This is a genomic window from Chryseobacterium gambrini, from assembly GCF_027920505.1.
GTDB classification, from domain to species: domain Bacteria; phylum Bacteroidota; class Bacteroidia; order Flavobacteriales; family Weeksellaceae; genus Chryseobacterium; species Chryseobacterium gambrini.
Genome location: NZ_CP115857.1, coordinates 2,566,312 through 2,581,891 on the forward strand (window position 1 = coordinate 2,566,312; position 15,580 = coordinate 2,581,891).

16 protein-coding genes and 1 riboswitch are annotated in these 15,580 nt (G+C 37.7%); of the genes, 6 read left to right on the forward strand and 10 right to left on the reverse strand.

Features of this window, described 5'->3' with window-relative positions:
• Nucleotides 1–102 precede the first annotated feature (102 nt).
• The 10 genes from PFY09_RS11575 to PFY09_RS11620 form a co-directional block, all read right to left on the reverse strand.
• The gene (locus tag PFY09_RS11575) at nucleotides 103–846 is read right to left on the reverse strand and encodes a hydroxymethylpyrimidine/phosphomethylpyrimidine kinase (RefSeq protein ID WP_271159805.1); all 744 of its coding nucleotides are present in this window, start codon (nucleotides 844–846) and stop codon (nucleotides 103–105) included.
• Nucleotides 819–1,406 (reverse strand): thiamine phosphate synthase, encoded by a 588-nt coding sequence (locus PFY09_RS11580; RefSeq protein WP_271159806.1) that lies wholly within the window; start codon nucleotides 1,404–1,406, stop codon nucleotides 819–821. Before PFY09_RS11580 ends, PFY09_RS11575 begins: the two co-directional genes overlap by 28 nt.
• On the reverse strand, nucleotides 1,403–3,214 hold the full coding sequence (gene thiC, locus PFY09_RS11585) for a phosphomethylpyrimidine synthase ThiC (protein WP_271159807.1): 1,812 nt from the start codon (nucleotides 3,212–3,214) through the stop codon (nucleotides 1,403–1,405). Before thiC ends, PFY09_RS11580 begins: the two co-directional genes overlap by 4 nt.
• Nucleotides 3,215–3,226: 12 nt before the next feature.
• A complete protein-coding gene (gene thiS / locus PFY09_RS11590; protein WP_271159808.1) occupies nucleotides 3,227–3,433 on the reverse strand; it encodes a sulfur carrier protein ThiS in 207 nt (68 codons plus the stop codon).
• Between the two features lie 57 nt (nucleotides 3,434–3,490).
• Nucleotides 3,491–3,591, reverse strand: a riboswitch (TPP riboswitch).
• Nucleotides 3,592–4,169: 578 nt separating this feature from the next.
• A complete protein-coding gene (locus PFY09_RS11595) occupies nucleotides 4,170–4,547 on the reverse strand; it encodes a hypothetical protein (protein ID WP_271159809.1) in 378 nt (125 codons plus the stop codon).
• Nucleotides 4,548–4,561: 14 nt separating this feature from the next.
• On the reverse strand, nucleotides 4,562–5,149 hold the full coding sequence (locus tag PFY09_RS11600) for a glycoside hydrolase family 19 protein (RefSeq protein ID WP_271159810.1): 588 nt from the start codon (nucleotides 5,147–5,149) through the stop codon (nucleotides 4,562–4,564).
• Nucleotides 5,150–5,247: 98 nt separating this feature from the next.
• Nucleotides 5,248–5,925, reverse strand: coding sequence for an RluA family pseudouridine synthase (locus tag PFY09_RS11605; protein ID WP_271159811.1), 678 nt, complete (start codon nucleotides 5,923–5,925; stop codon nucleotides 5,248–5,250).
• A 3-nt stretch (nucleotides 5,926–5,928) separates the two neighbouring features.
• On the reverse strand, nucleotides 5,929–6,258 hold the full coding sequence (locus PFY09_RS11610; RefSeq protein ID WP_087708249.1) for a hypothetical protein: 330 nt from the start codon (nucleotides 6,256–6,258) through the stop codon (nucleotides 5,929–5,931).
• Entirely contained in the window at nucleotides 6,258–7,073 is an 816-nt protein-coding gene (gene panB, locus PFY09_RS11615) for a 3-methyl-2-oxobutanoate hydroxymethyltransferase (protein WP_076393737.1), read from the reverse strand. Before panB ends, PFY09_RS11610 begins: the two co-directional genes overlap by 1 nt.
• Nucleotides 7,074–7,132: 59 nt before the next feature.
• Nucleotides 7,133–7,846, reverse strand: coding sequence for a Crp/Fnr family transcriptional regulator (locus tag PFY09_RS11620; RefSeq protein ID WP_076393740.1), 714 nt, complete (start codon nucleotides 7,844–7,846; stop codon nucleotides 7,133–7,135).
• Between the two features lie 89 nt (nucleotides 7,847–7,935).
• On the opposite strand from PFY09_RS11620, the gene PFY09_RS11625 reads away from it, so the two are divergent.
• From PFY09_RS11625 to ccoG, 6 genes are all read left to right on the forward strand, one after another.
• Complete coding sequence (locus tag PFY09_RS11625) at nucleotides 7,936–10,311, forward strand: heavy metal translocating P-type ATPase (RefSeq protein WP_271159812.1); 2,376 nt, start codon at nucleotides 7,936–7,938, stop codon at nucleotides 10,309–10,311.
• Between the two features lie 109 nt (nucleotides 10,312–10,420).
• Nucleotides 10,421–10,645 (forward strand): cbb3-type cytochrome oxidase assembly protein CcoS, encoded by a 225-nt coding sequence (gene ccoS, locus PFY09_RS11630; protein ID WP_076393744.1) that lies wholly within the window; start codon nucleotides 10,421–10,423, stop codon nucleotides 10,643–10,645.
• A gap of 5 nt (nucleotides 10,646–10,650) precedes the next feature.
• The gene (gene ccoN, locus PFY09_RS11635; RefSeq protein ID WP_108409331.1) at nucleotides 10,651–12,909 is read left to right on the forward strand and encodes a cytochrome-c oxidase, cbb3-type subunit I; all 2,259 of its coding nucleotides are present in this window, start codon (nucleotides 10,651–10,653) and stop codon (nucleotides 12,907–12,909) included.
• 20 nt (nucleotides 12,910–12,929) lie between these two features.
• The gene (locus tag PFY09_RS11640; RefSeq protein ID WP_076393748.1) at nucleotides 12,930–13,130 is read left to right on the forward strand and encodes a cbb3-type cytochrome oxidase subunit 3; all 201 of its coding nucleotides are present in this window, start codon (nucleotides 12,930–12,932) and stop codon (nucleotides 13,128–13,130) included.
• A 10-nt stretch (nucleotides 13,131–13,140) separates the two neighbouring features.
• A complete protein-coding gene (locus PFY09_RS11645; RefSeq protein WP_271159813.1) occupies nucleotides 13,141–14,022 on the forward strand; it encodes a cbb3-type cytochrome c oxidase N-terminal domain-containing protein in 882 nt (293 codons plus the stop codon).
• A gap of 98 nt (nucleotides 14,023–14,120) precedes the next feature.
• Nucleotides 14,121–15,575 carry a cytochrome c oxidase accessory protein CcoG gene (gene ccoG / locus PFY09_RS11650; protein WP_268055431.1) on the forward strand — a complete coding sequence of 485 codons (1,455 nt, stop codon included), beginning with the start codon at nucleotides 14,121–14,123 and terminating at the stop codon, nucleotides 15,573–15,575.
• Nucleotides 15,576–15,580: the final 5 nt, after the last annotated feature.

Below are 15,580 nucleotides of genomic sequence, written 5' to 3' on the forward strand. Positions count from 1 at the left end.
TTTAACACTAAGAGCGCTAAGATTTTTTTAACTACTAAATATTTTTTTAAGTTCGCAAAGGCGTTTCACTTAGCAAAGACCACAAAGTTTTAATATTAATTTTCAGGAGTGAAATCCTAACAACATCTGATTGCTCGCTAAAAATTTTTCAATGTATTGTTTTCCTTTTCGGCAGGCATTTTCTAAGTTTTCTCCTTTTGCTAAATGACTTGCAATTGCGGAAGAAAGTACGCAGCCTGAACCGTGTTTCGGGTAAAATACTGAGGTTGTATTTTTAGGTTCGATTGAAATTTCTTTTCCATTTTCCCATAAAATATCTGTCCCGATTTCATCTTCCCGATGTCCGCCTTTTATTAATACGGAACATCCATTTTCTGATGGTTCAAAAAGATGATGTTCTTTCAAAACGCTGTACTCATAATAGTTGGGTGTGATTAAATCAATCTTGTCTAAAACATTTTTTAAATCTGAAATGGTATTCAAATCAAAAAAGGAAAATTCCGATGTGCTTTTTAAAACCGGATCCCAGACAATTTTTACTTCAGGATTAATCGATTTAAGCTTTTCTACAATCTGAGCTAAAAATTTGGCATCTTTTACCACTCCGATTTTCACCGCTTCAACTTTATATTTTTTCATCAAAACATCGGTAGCTGATAAAATTTCATCTATCGGCTGCCATTGAAGCGTATAAAATTCGGACTCGGTTTGTAAAGTCATTGCTGTACAGACAGCCAATCCCTGAACTTTTAACTGTTCAAATGTTTTAATATCCGCCAATACACCCGCTCCGCCACTTGGATCGAAACCGGCAATGCTCATAACGAAGGGACGCTCTTTCTGCATTTTCTGAAAATATCTAAAGGATTATTACTTTCCCAAATTGCTCCCAACAAAGCCACTCCGTCTACTCTGCTGTTGAAAACTCCACTAACATTGTTTTCATGAATCCCTCCTAAAGCAATCAGTTTTACGTTTGGATGATTCCGTTTTTGAATCTCATTCGAAATATTCGAATTTTCTCCGTATCCTTTTTTTGAAATACTCGGAAAAACCGGACTGATAAAAGCATATTCCCAATCGTCACTTAACTCATTAAAAGTCTCAATATCATGAACAGAAGTTGAAATCCTTTTATCTGCGAAAGATTTAAACAAATCATTCCGTCTGTCGGTTTCTCTGAAATGAAATCTTGAAATATTAAAACGTTCAGCTAAATCGTGATGACTGTGCAAAACCAATTGATGATGAAATTCAGAATGTATGTTTTGGATAAAATCTGTCATTTCTTCTGAATGGATAAAAGGTTTTCTGATATGAAGCAAATCCAGCCCTTCCTGAAATAATGCATTGATAATTTCAGTTTCATTCTGAACCAATTCTTCAGGAGTGATAACGATGATCATATATAGATTTCCTTTCCTTTTTCGATGAATTCCTGCGATTTATCCAACATTCCCTGTTCGGCAGATTCACGGATTTCCTGGGTAATTTTCATGGAACAGAATTTAGGTCCGCACATCGAACAGAAATGGGCTACTTTTGCTCCGTCTGCCGGAAGCGTTTCATCATGGTACGATCTCGCGGTTTCGGGATCCAAAGAAAGATTGAACTGATCTTCCCACCGGAATTCGAATCTGGCTTTGCTCAACGCATTGTCTCTGTATTGTGCTCCGGGATGTCCTTTTGCCAAATCTGCAGCATGAGCCGCCAATTTATACGTAATCACTCCCACTTTTACATCTTCTTTGTTCGGAAGTCCCAAATGTTCTTTCGGCGTAACGTAACACAACATGGCACAACCAAACCAACCAATCATTGCCGCCCCGATTCCTGAAGTGATGTGGTCGTAACCCGGTGCAATATCTGTTGTTAAAGGTCCCAAAGTGTAAAACGGAGCTTCAGCACAAACTTCCAACTGCTTCTCCATATTTTCTTTAATCATATGCATCGGGACGTGACCGGGACCTTCGATCATCACCTGAACATTGTGTTTCCATGCGATTTTCGTTAATTCGCCTAAAGTTTCAAGCTCTGCAAACTGCGCTTCGTCATTGGCATCGGCAATTGAACCGGGACGAAGACCATCACCCAAAGAAAAGGCAACGTCATATTTTTTCATGATTTCGCAGATTTCCTCGAAGTGTGTATATAAGAAGTTTTCTTTGTGATGAAATAAGCACCATTTTGCCATAATTGAACCCCCTCTGGAAACAATTCCTGTCACCCGTTTTGCTGTTAAATGGATATATCTCAGTAAAACTCCTGCGTGGATTGTGAAGTAAGAAACGCCCTGTTCTGCCTGTTCGATCAAGGTATCTTTAAAAATCTCCCACGTTAAATCTTCTGCAACGCCTTTTACTTTTTCCAAAGCCTGATAAATGGGAACGGTACCAATGGGAACCGGACTGTTTCTAATGATCCACTCTCTGGTTTCGTGGATGTTTTTTCCGGTTGATAAGTCCATAATGGTGTCTGCGCCCCATCGACAAGCCCAGACTGCTTTTTCCACTTCTTCTTCAATGCTTGATGAAACGGCACTGTTTCCGATGTTGGCATTAATTTTAACTAAAAAATTCCGCCCGATAATCATGGGTTCGCTTTCGGGGTGATTAATGTTGTTGGGAATAATGGCTCTTCCCGCTGCGATTTCGTCTCTTACAAATTCAGGAGTAATTTTATTCTTTGGCGTTTTGGCACCAAAACTGTTTCCCGGATGTTGGAAAGCCATGTCTTTTGAAACGGAATCCAACTGCTCAATTCTCTGGTTTTCCCTGATGGCAATATATTCCATTTCGGGAGTGATGATACCCTGTTTTGCGTAATACAACTGGGTGACTTCTTTTCCTTCTTTGGCTACTTTAGGTTTATGATTATATGAAAAGCGCAGTTGATCTAATTTTGAATCTGCAAGGCGGGCTTTTCCGTACTCTGACGTAATTCCGTCGAGAATTTCTACGTCATTCCTGTTTAAAATCCATTGCTCGCGGATTCTTGGGAGTCCTTTTTCGATATTGATTTCAAAATTTTCGTCGGTGTAAGGTCCTGATGTATCATAAATGGTAACAGGAGGATTTCCATCCATTTTTCCGTTGCTGAGTTTTGTCGGACTAAGCTGTATTTCGCGCATCGCTACATGGATCGGGTGAATTTCCCCTTCAACATAGATTTTCTTTGAGTTCGGAAACGGTGAACGTGTGATGTTATGAGCCATAAAAATATTTTTTTAACCACCCTGAGTGGCTATGATAATTAAAACTGAATCTTTGTCGTTGAGGAATGTTTCCGCCCAGAATGACTGCGGAATGATACGGTTGTTGAGTGCTACAGCAATTCCTTTTTTCTTTTCAGGTAATTCCATAGCAAGAAGCGCTTCCAGATTTTCGGGAAGTTTTTCGAACTTTTTTGTCGTGTGATTGATTGTGAGCTCCATTCCTAAATTTTTTAAAACACTTTAGGAATGTCCATGATTGTACAGTAGAATGTACAGCAAAGTCATCTCACTTTTCCCTACGCTAGTATGATCTAGAAATCAGGTTCAAAGGGTAAATTCTCAGCCCATCTGTTCAACGGACACCCCTAAAGTATGGGACGAAGTTAGACATTTTTTTGAAATGGGCAAAATTTTGTGAGGTAAGGAAGTTGGAAGTTTTTGATTTTGCTGATGATAAAAGATTTTTGATTTCAACGCAAAGAGTTCTTATTTAGGATTCTTAATTTAGTAAGCAAAGGCAAATAAATTTGCTGTGCGAAGCGTGAAAATATGAATTGATGAATTGATTTTTAATTTTATATCTCGCTGATTTTGCGGATGATACAGATGTTTTGATTTTAACGCAAAGAATTCCTATTTAGGTTTCTTAGTTTAGTAAGCAAAGGCAAATAAATTTGCGGCGCGAAGCATGAAGATATTCTTTTATATCTCGCAGATTTTGTGGATTGTGCGGATGTTTTTTGATTTAATTCAAATACTGAAAACAAACGACCGCAATCTAGCCTCGATTGAGCGGCGTGTCTGAGCTCTTTTCTGGATTTCGGCGGCGGCTTCGCCGCCGCCGAAACCCAGAAAAAGCGAGTAGCGAAAGCGGGAAATAGCTCCTAAAAATAAAAAAGACCATCTCCGGATCAAGATAGTCTTTGGTGTTTAAGACAATATATTATAAAGAAAATTAACAGCCACACATTCCTTTTTTAGAATAGAAATAGGCTTTTTTTCTGTAAATGATTTTTATTGAATAGATTTTATTTTCAATACAGGATTCTCCGTCTTTTACTGATTTCGTTTCGCGGATGTAAATTTTATAGGTTTTGTTTCCGAACGCTTCAGGATATTCTTTTGTTCCTTTGATGGAAGGAAAAATTTCATCTTTTCCGTTAAAATTGAATAATGCTCCTTCATCTTCAGATAAGTTGGCAACCGGATTATTCTTCCCATCGATATAACAGCCTGCATGCATTTTGGGATCTTTCAGATCATGAAGAACAGGTTTTTGGGCAGAGAAGTTATTGATCAAAAGAAAAATGACTAAGAATAATAGATTTTTCATGGCAATTGTTTTAATTAAAGGAAATAACTTAACCCAGCTTTATAACGGTTCAGTCTGTCGGGCAAGCCGTTGTACCCTCCGTTAATGGCTTTTGTGATTTTTTTGAAAACAACCAGATTATTTCCGGTATCAATACTTTTGGTAATGTCAATCTGATCTGCCAAAGCATTTAATTTTCTGCTATTCCAGAACCAACCCGCACTTTCTGCTGCGTTTTTGAGTTGGACAGCATTACATTTCGTAACATTTTTACCTCCTAAAAATGTAGGATTTGTTACAAAATCAGTTCCTAAAGCCAATGAAACGGCTTTATAATTGGCTCTTCCGGTAATCTGAATGAGCCCTCTTCCTTTAAATTTTACCCCATCTCCTTTCTGGGTATTTCCTAAATCTGCTCTCCCTTCATAAGCGCTTCCACTCGCGAGTTCTTCGGTGTAAAATAATCCACCGCTTTCGTGACCGACCTGTGCAAGAAAGTTAAGCATTCGTGAAGGCGTGTTGATGGAAAACTTATCACATGTTGCTGTAACGTACGGTAAGAATTGCGAAGCATATGCAGTTTTTGAGCAGGTAGCTTCTTTAAGTTGTCCCAATGTAAGCATGATTATTGTTCTTTAGATTGATAGTGTAAAACTATTTCTAAAAAACAATAATCATTACAGTAAAATCCCTGTTTTTGGGTAAGTGTTTTTACGGAAATTTATTCTTCGCAGGCTCTCCAAATGACATCATTTTGCGGAACAGGAGCCGTAATTTCTATTTTTTCCTTTGTAACAGGATGAATGAACTCGAGTTTTCTGGCGTGAAGGTTAATTCCACCATCTGGATTGGAACGCGGCGAACCGTATTTCAGATCGCCTTTAATGGGAACTCCTGTTTTTGACAACTGCGCCCTGATCTGGTGATGTCTTCCGGTTTCAAGATCAATTTCAAGAAGAAGATAATTGTCTAACGTTTTAATTACATTGTACGTAAGAATAGCTTCTTTTGCTCCTTCGGTTGCTTTTGGAAAAACAATGGCTTTGTTATTTTTTTCGTTTTTCTTTAAATAGTGAACCAGTCTCTGCGTTTTGGGAATCATCTCTTTTGCGACAACTGCCCAATATGTTTTTTTCACTTCACGGTTTTTCACCATCTGCGTGAGACGGGAAAGTGCTTTGGAAGTTTTAGCATAAATAACAAGACCTGAAGTCGGTCTGTCAATACGATGAACCAAACCGAGAAACACATTTCCCGGTTTGTCATCTCTTTTTTTTATAAAATCTTTGATTAATTCCAGTAAAGAATCATCGCCGGTTTTGTCTCCCTGTACAAGCTGTCCGACTTTTTTATTGATTACAAGAAGATGGTTGTCTTCATAAACAATCTGTTCTTCCATGTTCTACTGACGGTAATTGGATCTGTTGGCAAAAGAAATAATTACCCCTGCCAAAAGACCGATGGTTTTCATTCCTGTAAGATTCGATTCGTAAGGTAAAAATGCGCCAATAATGCACAGTGCTGCAGCGGCATACATCGGATAAACAAATTTCCTGTTCAGCAATAAAGGAGCCTGTAAAATGAAGCTCACTCCTACGATGATGTAAAATATTCTCTTTGAAAGAAGTTCGTTAATATCGGGAGAAAAAAGATTAAACCATCCCACCGCAAGACAAATTACGGCTAAAATGGAAATAACCCCCTGAATAGTCTGAAGTTTTTGGCGATCCATTAATAGCTTTCGTTTTGGTTAGGAAATTCCTGAGTTTTCACATCTTTCACGTATTGCGCAACTGCTCCGGTGATTTCTGTATACAAATCCAGATATCTTCTTAAAAATTTTGGGCTGAAGCCTTTGTTCATTCCCACCATATCATGGTACACCAAAACCTGTCCGTCGCAATGCGCACCCGCACCGATTCCGATGGTTGGAATAGAAATAGATTCGGTTACTTTTTTAGCTAAATCTGCCGGTATTTTTTCTAAAACCACCGCAAAACATCCTAATTCTTCCAAAAGTTGTGCATCTGCAATTAATTTTTCAGCTTCTGCCTCTTCTTTGGCTCTTACTTTATATGTTCCGAATTTGTAGATTGATTGCGGTGTTAATCCCAAATGTCCCATTACAGGAATTCCTGCGTTGATAATTTTTTTGATTGATTTTGAAATTTCTTTCCCGCCTTCAATTTTCACTGCATGAGCTCCGCCTTCTTTCATCATTCTTACAGCAGATTCCAAAGCTTTTTCGGGATTACTCTGATACGTTCCGAAAGGTAAATCGGCAACCACCAAAGCTCTGTCGGTTCCTCTGACTACACTTTGAGAATGGTAAATCATCTGATCCAAAGTAATTGGCAATGTAGTTTCAAAACCCGCCATTACATTTGCCGCAGAATCTCCGATCAAAACCGCATCAATTCCTCCCGCATCCACCATTTTCGCAGTGGTATAATCGTATGCCGTAAGCATCGTTATTTTTTCCTTGTCGAATTTCATTTTACGCAAGGTTTCAGTTGTAACTTTTTTAATTTCAGAATGAACAGACATAATGTATCTATTTTTAAAAGTTAAAAGTCGGCATTTAGCCGACTTCAAGTTTGTATGATTTATAAAACTACGTGACCTAGTTTCATTAATTTGTCGTGGTTGAGAATTTTGATGTTTCTTCCGTCTACTTCGATGAGATGGTCTCCTTTGAATTCGGAGATCAGACGAATTGCACTTTCGGTTGCGGTTCCGATGATATTGGCGATTTCTTCTCTTGTTAAAGAAATTTTGATAAATCCTTCCGGATCAACTCCTAATTTCTGTTCTAATAAGAGTAGTATTTCCGCGAGTCTTTCTCTTACGGTTTTCTGTGCAAGGAAAGTAATGGTATTGGAAGATTCTCCCAGTTCATAAGCTATTTTCTGAAGCATCACAAAGGAAAGCTGGGAATCTACCTCCAACAGATACATAAAAATATCCGCCGGTAAAAAAGTAGCTTCAATATCCGTCATGGCTTCTGCTTTCGCCTGAAAATTTTCTCCGCAAAGCAAAGAACGATAACCGATGATGTCGCCTTCTTTAATGAATCTCAGAATCTGATCTTTCCCGAAAGCTCCCGATTTTGATAACTTCGCTGCTCCTTTTTCCAGAACGAACACACCTTTCGGCGTTTCCCCGTCTTCGAAAATGGTTTCGTGTTTTTGAAAACTTAGTTTCTTTTTAGCGTTAATGTATTTTTCAAAATCAGCACTGGAAAGCCTTTCCTTGAATGATTTATCATTAAAAACTCTTGCGAACCTCTCCTCGATTGCAATTTGTTGTTCCTGCGACATTTTATATGACATTTATCACAAAAATAGAACTTTTTAACTCGATAAACAAAAAAAATTGTTATAATTTTGTAGTTCAATAATTTATGAAGGTGAGCGAGAACTGTTTTCATTGTGGTCAAGGGATCGAAAAAGAAAGAATTTTGTTTGATGAAAAGACTTTCTGCTGCAACGGTTGCAAATCTGTTTATGAAATTCTGAATACGAACAACTTAAGTAATTTTTATGAATTAAATAAACGTGCAGGAATCCGTCCGGACGAAAGTTCTTCACAGTTTGAATATCTCGACACTCCTGAAATTTTTGAAAAGGTAACGGATTTTTCTGAAGGAAGCACAAGTTTAGTCACTTTTAAAATTCCTGTAATCCACTGTTCTTCCTGTATATGGCTTTTGGAAAGTCTTCATACATTAAACAAAAACATCAAATATTCTCAGGTTAACTTCACCAGAAAAACCTTACAGATCTCTTTTAATCATAACGATTTAAAATTAAGCGAATTAGCTAATTTTTTAACAAATTTAGGCTACAAACCGGTCATCAGTCTGGAAACCGCCGATAAAAACGTTGAAAATTTAGACAAATCATTACTTGTAAAATTTGCCATTGCGGCTTTTGCTTTCGGAAACGGGATGTTCCTTGCTTTTCCGGAATATGTAGGCGGAGAAGATTACTGGATGGAGCATTATAAAGGTCTTTTCAGAGCTTTGATGTGCCTTTTGGCAATTCCTGTCGTGGTATATTCTGCTTCAGATTATTACAAATCGGCTTGGTACGGTCTGAAAAATAAAATCGTGAATATTGATGTTCCGATTGTTTTGGGAATTATTGTACTTTTCGGACGAAGTTTATATGAAGTTGCCACGAATTACGGTCCCGGATATTTTGATACTTTGTGCGGACTTTTGTTCTTCATGCTTTTGGGTAAAATCTTTCAGAAAAGAACTTACAACGCGCTTTCATACGACAGAGATTACAAATCTTTCTATCCGATTGCCGTTACAAAAGTTGATTTTGAAGGAAAACAGGAAAATATTCTGCTTTCTGAGGTTAAAGTGGGCGACCGGATTTTGGTAAGAAATCAGGAGATTATTCCGGTAGATGCTATTCTGATTAATGGTGAAGGAAATATCGACAACAGTTTCATTACCGGAGAAAGCGAGAGCATCAGCAAACAGCCGGGAGATAAAATTTTTGCCGGAGGAAAACAGATCGGATCTTCATTGGAACTTGAAGTTATTAAGAATGTTGACCAAAGTTATCTTACCCAGCTTTGGAATAAAGAAGCCTTTAAGAAACATGAAACCGGACTTGATACGTTAACGAATAATATCAGTAAATATTTCACTTTCATTATTTTAGGAATTGCACTGCTTTCAGCAATCTATTGGTATACCGTAGATCTGGAGAAAATGTTTCAGGTAATTTCTGCGATTCTTATCATTGCGTGTCCTTGTGCACTTGCGTTGTCTGCTCCGTTTACATTCGGGCACATTATGAGAATTCTGGGCAGAAATAAATTTTACGTAAAAGACACTTTAACAATTGAGAAAATTGCCAAATTAGACACGATTGTTTTTGATAAAACCGGAACCATTACACACAGAAAAAAATCAAATATCAAATTTGAAGGCGCTGAAATAAAAGAGTTTGACTTATTGAATATCAAAGCATTACTAAAAAACTCCAATCACCCGCTTTCAAAATCGCTGTACGAATTCATTGAGGTAAAAGATGAATATTTCCCGGTTGAAAATTTTCAGGAAATTTCAGGAAAGGGTTATGAAGCAAACGTAAGGGGAAATGTTTATAAAATCGGTTCTGCGAGATATAACAATCAGGAATCAAAAAATCTTGAAACCGCAGTTTACATCAGTAAAAACAATGAATTTTTAGGGAAATTCATCTTTAAAAATGAATACCGCGAGAATTTAAAAGATTTGTTTAAAAAACTTACCCATTACAAAGTTTTCATTCTGAGTGGCGACAATTCTTCAGAGGAAAATCAATTAAAGGAATTGATTCCGAATTACAAAGGAATGGCTTTCAACCAAAATCCCGAAGACAAGCTGAACTATATCCAAAACCTTCAGAATCAGAACATGAAAGTTGCGATGCTTGGTGACGGACTGAACGATGCCGGAGCTTTAAAACAAAGCAATGTAGGAATTGCGATTGCAGATGATTCCAACAGTTTTACTCCTTCTTCCGATGTTATCATGAATGGAGAGAAAGTGGTAAGCTTAGATAAATACCTGAATGTCTGCAAAGGATCTATCACGATTGTGAAAATCACATTTATAATCAGTTTTCTTTACAACATTGTTGGTTTAAGTTACGCAGTTACAGGACACATGCATCCTCTTTTCGCTGCTTTAATTATGCCTGCAAGTTCTATTACAGTGGTTTCATTCACTACACTTTCGACCTGGATTCTGGGAAGAAAATACTTCAAAAAAGGGGCTTAGAAAGACTTATTTAGATTCGTTTTAAATTAGCCAAAAGCCGTATTTCGTGATGAAAGTCATTATTTTTCACTAAATTTGAAACCCGAAAATACGTTAATTTTGTTGTCTAATGGATATTCTATATTTAATGATCCTATGCAGTGTTTCTTTGGCTGCAGTTTTCCTGGTCGTGTTTATAGTGTATGCCAGAAAAGGACAGTTTGAAGATGATGAATCTCCGGCTGTACGAATACTCTTCGACTCCGATGAGATAAAGGAAAAAGAAGAATCTGGCAACAAAGAGGGCGATGATGAAAAAGGAGAAAATAAAAAAATTGAAGAAAAAAGTGAATAGTTGATATGGAAACACAAAAGTTTAGTTATGACAACAGTATTGTTCGGGCATTCCTCTATGCGACCGTTGCTTTCGGGATCATAGGATTTCTGTTCGGACTTACGGCGGCATTAATGCTTTTCTATCCTGAGCTTCCGGAATTCTTTTTTGGAACAGACGATACAACCATTAATAGTTTAGGTGGAAGTATCCAGGGATTGATTAATACTCATGGAGCGTTCGGGTTCGGAAGAATCAGAATGTTGCACACAACCACTGTAATCTTTGCGTTCGTAATGAATATCGTTTATGTGGGAGTTTATTACTCTTTACAGCGATTACTGAAAACTAGAATGTACAGTGATACATTGTCCTGGATCCACTTCTGGACATGGCAGATTATGATTCTTGTAACGTACGTTACGTTCTTTATGGGAATCAACACTTCTAAGGAATACGCGGAACACGAATGGCCGATTGATATCTTGATCGCATTCTCATGGATCATTTTCGGAGCCAATATGTTCTTAACGATTGCTAGAAGAAGAGTAAGACACCTTTATGTAGCCATCTGGTTCTACATCGGTACATGGATCGCAGTTGCAATGCTGCACATCTTCAATAACCTTGAGGTACCATTATCTTTCACAGGATGGAAATCTTATTCGGCTTATGCAGGGGTAAAAGATGCCATCGTACAATGGTGGTATGGTCACAATGCGGTAGCATTCGTATTGACGACTCCGGTTCTTGGTTTGATGTATTACTTCTTACCAAAAGCTGCAGACAGACCGGTTTTCTCGTATAAACTGTCTATCATTCACTTCTGGTCATTAATTTTCGTTTATATCTGGGCTGGTCCTCACCACCTTCAGTATACGGCTTTACCAGCTTGGGCACAGGCGGTGGGAACAGGTTTCTCTATCATGCTTATTGCTCCGTCTTGGGGAGGTATGCTTAACGGTCTTCTTACCTTAAGAGGAGCTTGGGATAAAGTAAGAGAAAATCCTATTCTTAAGTTCTTTGTTGTGGCAGTAACATGCTATGGTATGGCAACTTTTGAAGGTCCGCTTTTGGCGACAAAAAACATTAACAAAATCGGTCACTTTACAGACTGGGTTATCGGTCACGTACACTTAGGTGCATTAGGATGGAATGGTTTCATGGCATTCGGTGTAATCTATTACCTGATCCCAATCTTATGGAGAACGAAATTATATTCTACAAAATTAGCTAACTGGCATTTCTGGTTAGGAACATTAGGTATCATTTTCTATGCGGTGCCAATGTATATTTCAGGTTTCACTCAGGGGTTAATGTGGAAACAGTTCAACCCGGACGGAACTTTGGTTTGGAAAAACTGGTTAGATACTGTAACAGCGGTTATTCCTTACTTCAAAATGAGATTCGTAGGAGGATTATTCTATCTTTCAGGAGCAATCTTAATGGTGGTAAACTTAGTGGCTACTGTAAGAAAAGGATCATTCCAGAAAGATGTACCTGCTGAAGCACCTGCATTGGCAAACATCAGCGGAAAACGTAAAGAAGGAGAAGGAACTCACCTTTGGTTAGAAAGAACTCCTGTATTATTAGGTATTTTATCTTTATTAACGATTTCAATCGGTAGTATGGTAGAAATTATCCCTACCCTGTCTCTTAAGAAAAGTGTACCTACTATTTCAGCAGTAAAACCATATTCTCCATTAGAATTAGAAGGTAGAGATATCTATATCAGAGAAGGATGTAACGCTTGTCACTCGCAAATGGTAAGACCATTCAGAGATGAGATCGTAAGATTTAACGGTAAAAACGGACAGTACTCTAAAGCAGGGGAATTCGTATACGACAGACCGTTCCTTTGGGGATCTAAGAGAACTGGACCGGATTTGCACAGAGAGGGTGGTAAAAACCCAAGTTCTTGGCACTACAAACACATGTATAATCCAAGATCTACATCTGCAGGTTCTATCATGCCTCGTTACCCTTGGTTAATTGCAACTGATTTAGACAGATCTAAAATGGTTGACAAAATGAAATTGATGAAGAGTGCTTTCGAAGTACCTTACACAAAAGCTGAAATAGATTCTGCCAACTCTTGGGCAAACAATCAGGCTTCAAAAATCGTAAGAGATATTATGTCTGAAGCACCGGATTTGAAGGAAGCTTATGCGAAGAGACCTAAAGGAGAATTAGAGAAAAAAGAAGTTGTAGCGCTTATCTCTTATCTTCAAAGATTAGGAACAGATATTAAGACAACTGAAATCAAAACAGCAAGTAATAACTAACATATTAAAAGGTTCACATCATGATACCTCAGAATTTTAAAGACATCTTATCCAATACCGAAAATGCTGGTTTTTACCAGACTTTGGCTCTGATTTTCTTTATGCTGTTCTTCATCGCTCTGGTAATCTATGTTTTTAGCAAGCCTAAAAAGTATTATAAAGAGGAAGAGGAAGCACCTCTGCAGGATGACAATGATGACGATTTTAATTTAAAAAATTAAACTACTTATTATGAAACAAAGAACACTTATTGTTATAAACATTTTAATAATAATTGGACTTTTAATAGTTTTTTATTATCTGTTTGTACAAAGCTATGATTTCCTATCTTCTCCTTATTTCTGGGGAACTGTAGTAATCGGAGGTATTTTAGCGTATATCCACAGTGCAATCGGAGATTTAATTGAGAACAATAAATTCAAAAAATTATCTCCTGAAGAAAAGGCGGCTTATTTAGCTGAAAAGAAAGTACCTTACTTTACAAGATTATATAATGCAGCATTCAAAAAGCAATCTGCAGCAGAAGAAAAAGACATCCTTATCGACCACGGATTCGACGGAATCATGGAGCTGGATAACCAATTGCCAAAATGGTGGGTAGGTTTATTCTATTTTGGGACTGCTTTTTGTATTGTGTATGTAGCAGCATTCTCTTTTACAGATTTCGCACATCCGTTGAGCGAATATGAAAAGGAATACAAAGAACAGTTGGCAGCAATTGAGAAATACAACAGTGAGCAGCCTCCGGTAACGATTGAGACCGCTAAATATTCTGCTGACAATATTGCTGAAGGAAAAGAATTGTTCAAAACAAACTGTGCATCTTGTCACAAAGAAGACGGTAGTGGAGGTATTGGTCCAAACCTTACGGATAACTACTGGATCAACCAGCCGGAGAAAACGTTATTCAAAAACGTATTCAATATGGATTGGAATGGTTCTCCTAACAATCCTGCGATGAGAGCATTTGGTAAGAACGGAGAAGTTTCGGGTGCTGAAATTGAAAAGATTGCAGCATATGTATATCACATCAACCAGGAATTACCTCCGGTAACACAGGCTCAAGGTGGTGCAGCTCCTCAGGGAACAGAGGCACATTGGGAAAAAGAATAATTTAACTTAAATAAATTAAAGCATATGAAAAACATAGTTTGTTATTAAATAAAAAATAGTAACGAATTATGTTTTTCTTTTTTTAAAAACTATCACAAATGTCAGATATAGAAGAAACAGAAGTACGCGGCGGACAGGGACAAGTTCTGGACCCTGAAACTTATAGAGATTCTATCGGGACAATGGAACAATCCGGTAAGAGGAAGTGGGTTTTTCCCAGAAAACCAAAAGGGAAATACACCAACTATAGAAACATTGTAAGCTATGTTTTACTGCTGATTTATTTTGCAGTGCCATTCATCAAGATTAATGGCAATCCTCTTATTTTATTTAACGTAATTGACAGGGAGTTCTTCATCTTTGGACAGCCTTTTTATCCACAGGACTTTTTCATCCTTACGCTCGGAGCAATTACCTCTTTAATATTCATCATCATTTTTACGATGGCTTTCGGAAGAATTTTCTGCGGATGGATCTGTCCTCAGACAATTTTTTTAGAATTTATCTTCCGTAAAATAGATTATCTTATTGAGGGAGACCGAAACAAGCAGATGAAGCTTGACCGACAGGAGTGGAACAGCGAAAAGATCTGGAAAAGAAGTCTTAAATGGACGATCTTCATGGTAATTTCATTAATTATTACCCACTTCATGTTTATGTATATTGTGGGATATGAAGAAGTGTTCAGAATAGTTTCTGAAGGACCGTTTGCCAATCCTACCAACTTTATTGTGATGATTCTTCTGACGGCAGCATTTTACTTTGTCTTTGCATGGTTCAGAGAACAGGTTTGTACGCTGGTTTGTCCTTACGGAAGATTGCAGGGAGTTTTAATTGATAAAGATACCATTAATGTTTTCTACGATTTTAAAAGAGGTGAAAACAGAGCGAAATGGAGAAAAGGAGAAGACAGAAAAGCCGCCGGAAAAGGCGACTGTATAGACTGCCATCAATGTGTGGTGGTTTGTCCTACAGGGATTGACATCAGAGACGGACAACAGCTGGAATGTGTAAACTGTACAGCCTGTATTGATGCCTGTGATGAAGTTATGGAAAAAGTAGGTCTTCCTAAAGGACTGATAAGATATGCCACTGAAAATGAAATAGAAAAAGAGACCGAGTTTAAATTTACCGGTAGAATGAAGGGCTTTGCGGTGGTTCTTTTACTGCTTACAGGATTTTTAGGGTATCTTCTGACGAGCAGAGCCGAATTGGAAGCCAAATTCATTAAGCCCGCGGGAAGTACTTTCTTCGTGAGAGACGGAAAAATTACCAATACTTACAATTATACCTTTTTAAATAAAACCAACGAGAAAAAGATTGTAACCATCAAAGTTATTGAGCCGAAACATGGAGAGGTGATCTACAGCGCATCTAGCAAGATTCCGGTAGACAGAGATAAAATTACCAAAGGAACCATCAATATCAGTTTTCCTGAGAATGAAATGACGCTGTCCAAGCAGAATATTACGATCGGGGTTTATGATATGAAGGGCAATCTGGTAGATTCATACAAAACATATTTTGAAGGACCATTCAAATTACAATTTTAATTTTT

Coding starts and splice junctions, on each gene's coding strand:
- PFY09_RS11640 (WP_076393748.1), top strand. CDS start 12,930: ATGATACCTCAGAATTTTAAAGACATCTTATCCAATACCGAAAATGCT.
- ccoN (WP_108409331.1), top strand. CDS start 10,651: ATGGAAACACAAAAGTTTAGTTATGACAACAGTATTGTTCGGGCATTC.
- PFY09_RS11605 (WP_271159811.1), bottom strand. CDS start 5,925: ATGGAAGAACAGATTGTTTATGAAGACAACCATCTTCTTGTAATCAAT.
- thiS (WP_271159808.1), bottom strand. CDS start 3,433: ATGGAGCTCACAATCAATCACACGACAAAAAAGTTCGAAAAACTTCCC.
- ccoS (WP_076393744.1), top strand. CDS start 10,421: ATGGATATTCTATATTTAATGATCCTATGCAGTGTTTCTTTGGCTGCA.
- PFY09_RS11610 (WP_087708249.1), bottom strand. CDS start 6,258: ATGGATCGCCAAAAACTTCAGACTATTCAGGGGGTTATTTCCATTTTA.
- PFY09_RS11600 (WP_271159810.1), bottom strand. CDS start 5,149: ATGCTTACATTGGGACAACTTAAAGAAGCTACCTGCTCAAAAACTGCA.
- PFY09_RS11620 (WP_076393740.1), bottom strand. CDS start 7,846: ATGTCGCAGGAACAACAAATTGCAATCGAGGAGAGGTTCGCAAGAGTT.
- panB (WP_076393737.1), bottom strand. CDS start 7,073: ATGTCTGTTCATTCTGAAATTAAAAAAGTTACAACTGAAACCTTGCGT.
- thiC (WP_271159807.1), bottom strand. CDS start 3,214: ATGGCTCATAACATCACACGTTCACCGTTTCCGAACTCAAAGAAAATC.
- PFY09_RS11580 (WP_271159806.1), bottom strand. CDS start 1,406: ATGATCATCGTTATCACTCCTGAAGAATTGGTTCAGAATGAAACTGAA.
- ccoG (WP_268055431.1), top strand. CDS start 14,121: ATGTCAGATATAGAAGAAACAGAAGTACGCGGCGGACAGGGACAAGTT.
- PFY09_RS11575 (WP_271159805.1), bottom strand. CDS start 846: ATGCAGAAAGAGCGTCCCTTCGTTATGAGCATTGCCGGTTTCGATCCA.
- PFY09_RS11645 (WP_271159813.1), top strand. CDS start 13,141: ATGAAACAAAGAACACTTATTGTTATAAACATTTTAATAATAATTGGA.
- PFY09_RS11595 (WP_271159809.1), bottom strand. CDS start 4,547: ATGAAAAATCTATTATTCTTAGTCATTTTTCTTTTGATCAATAACTTC.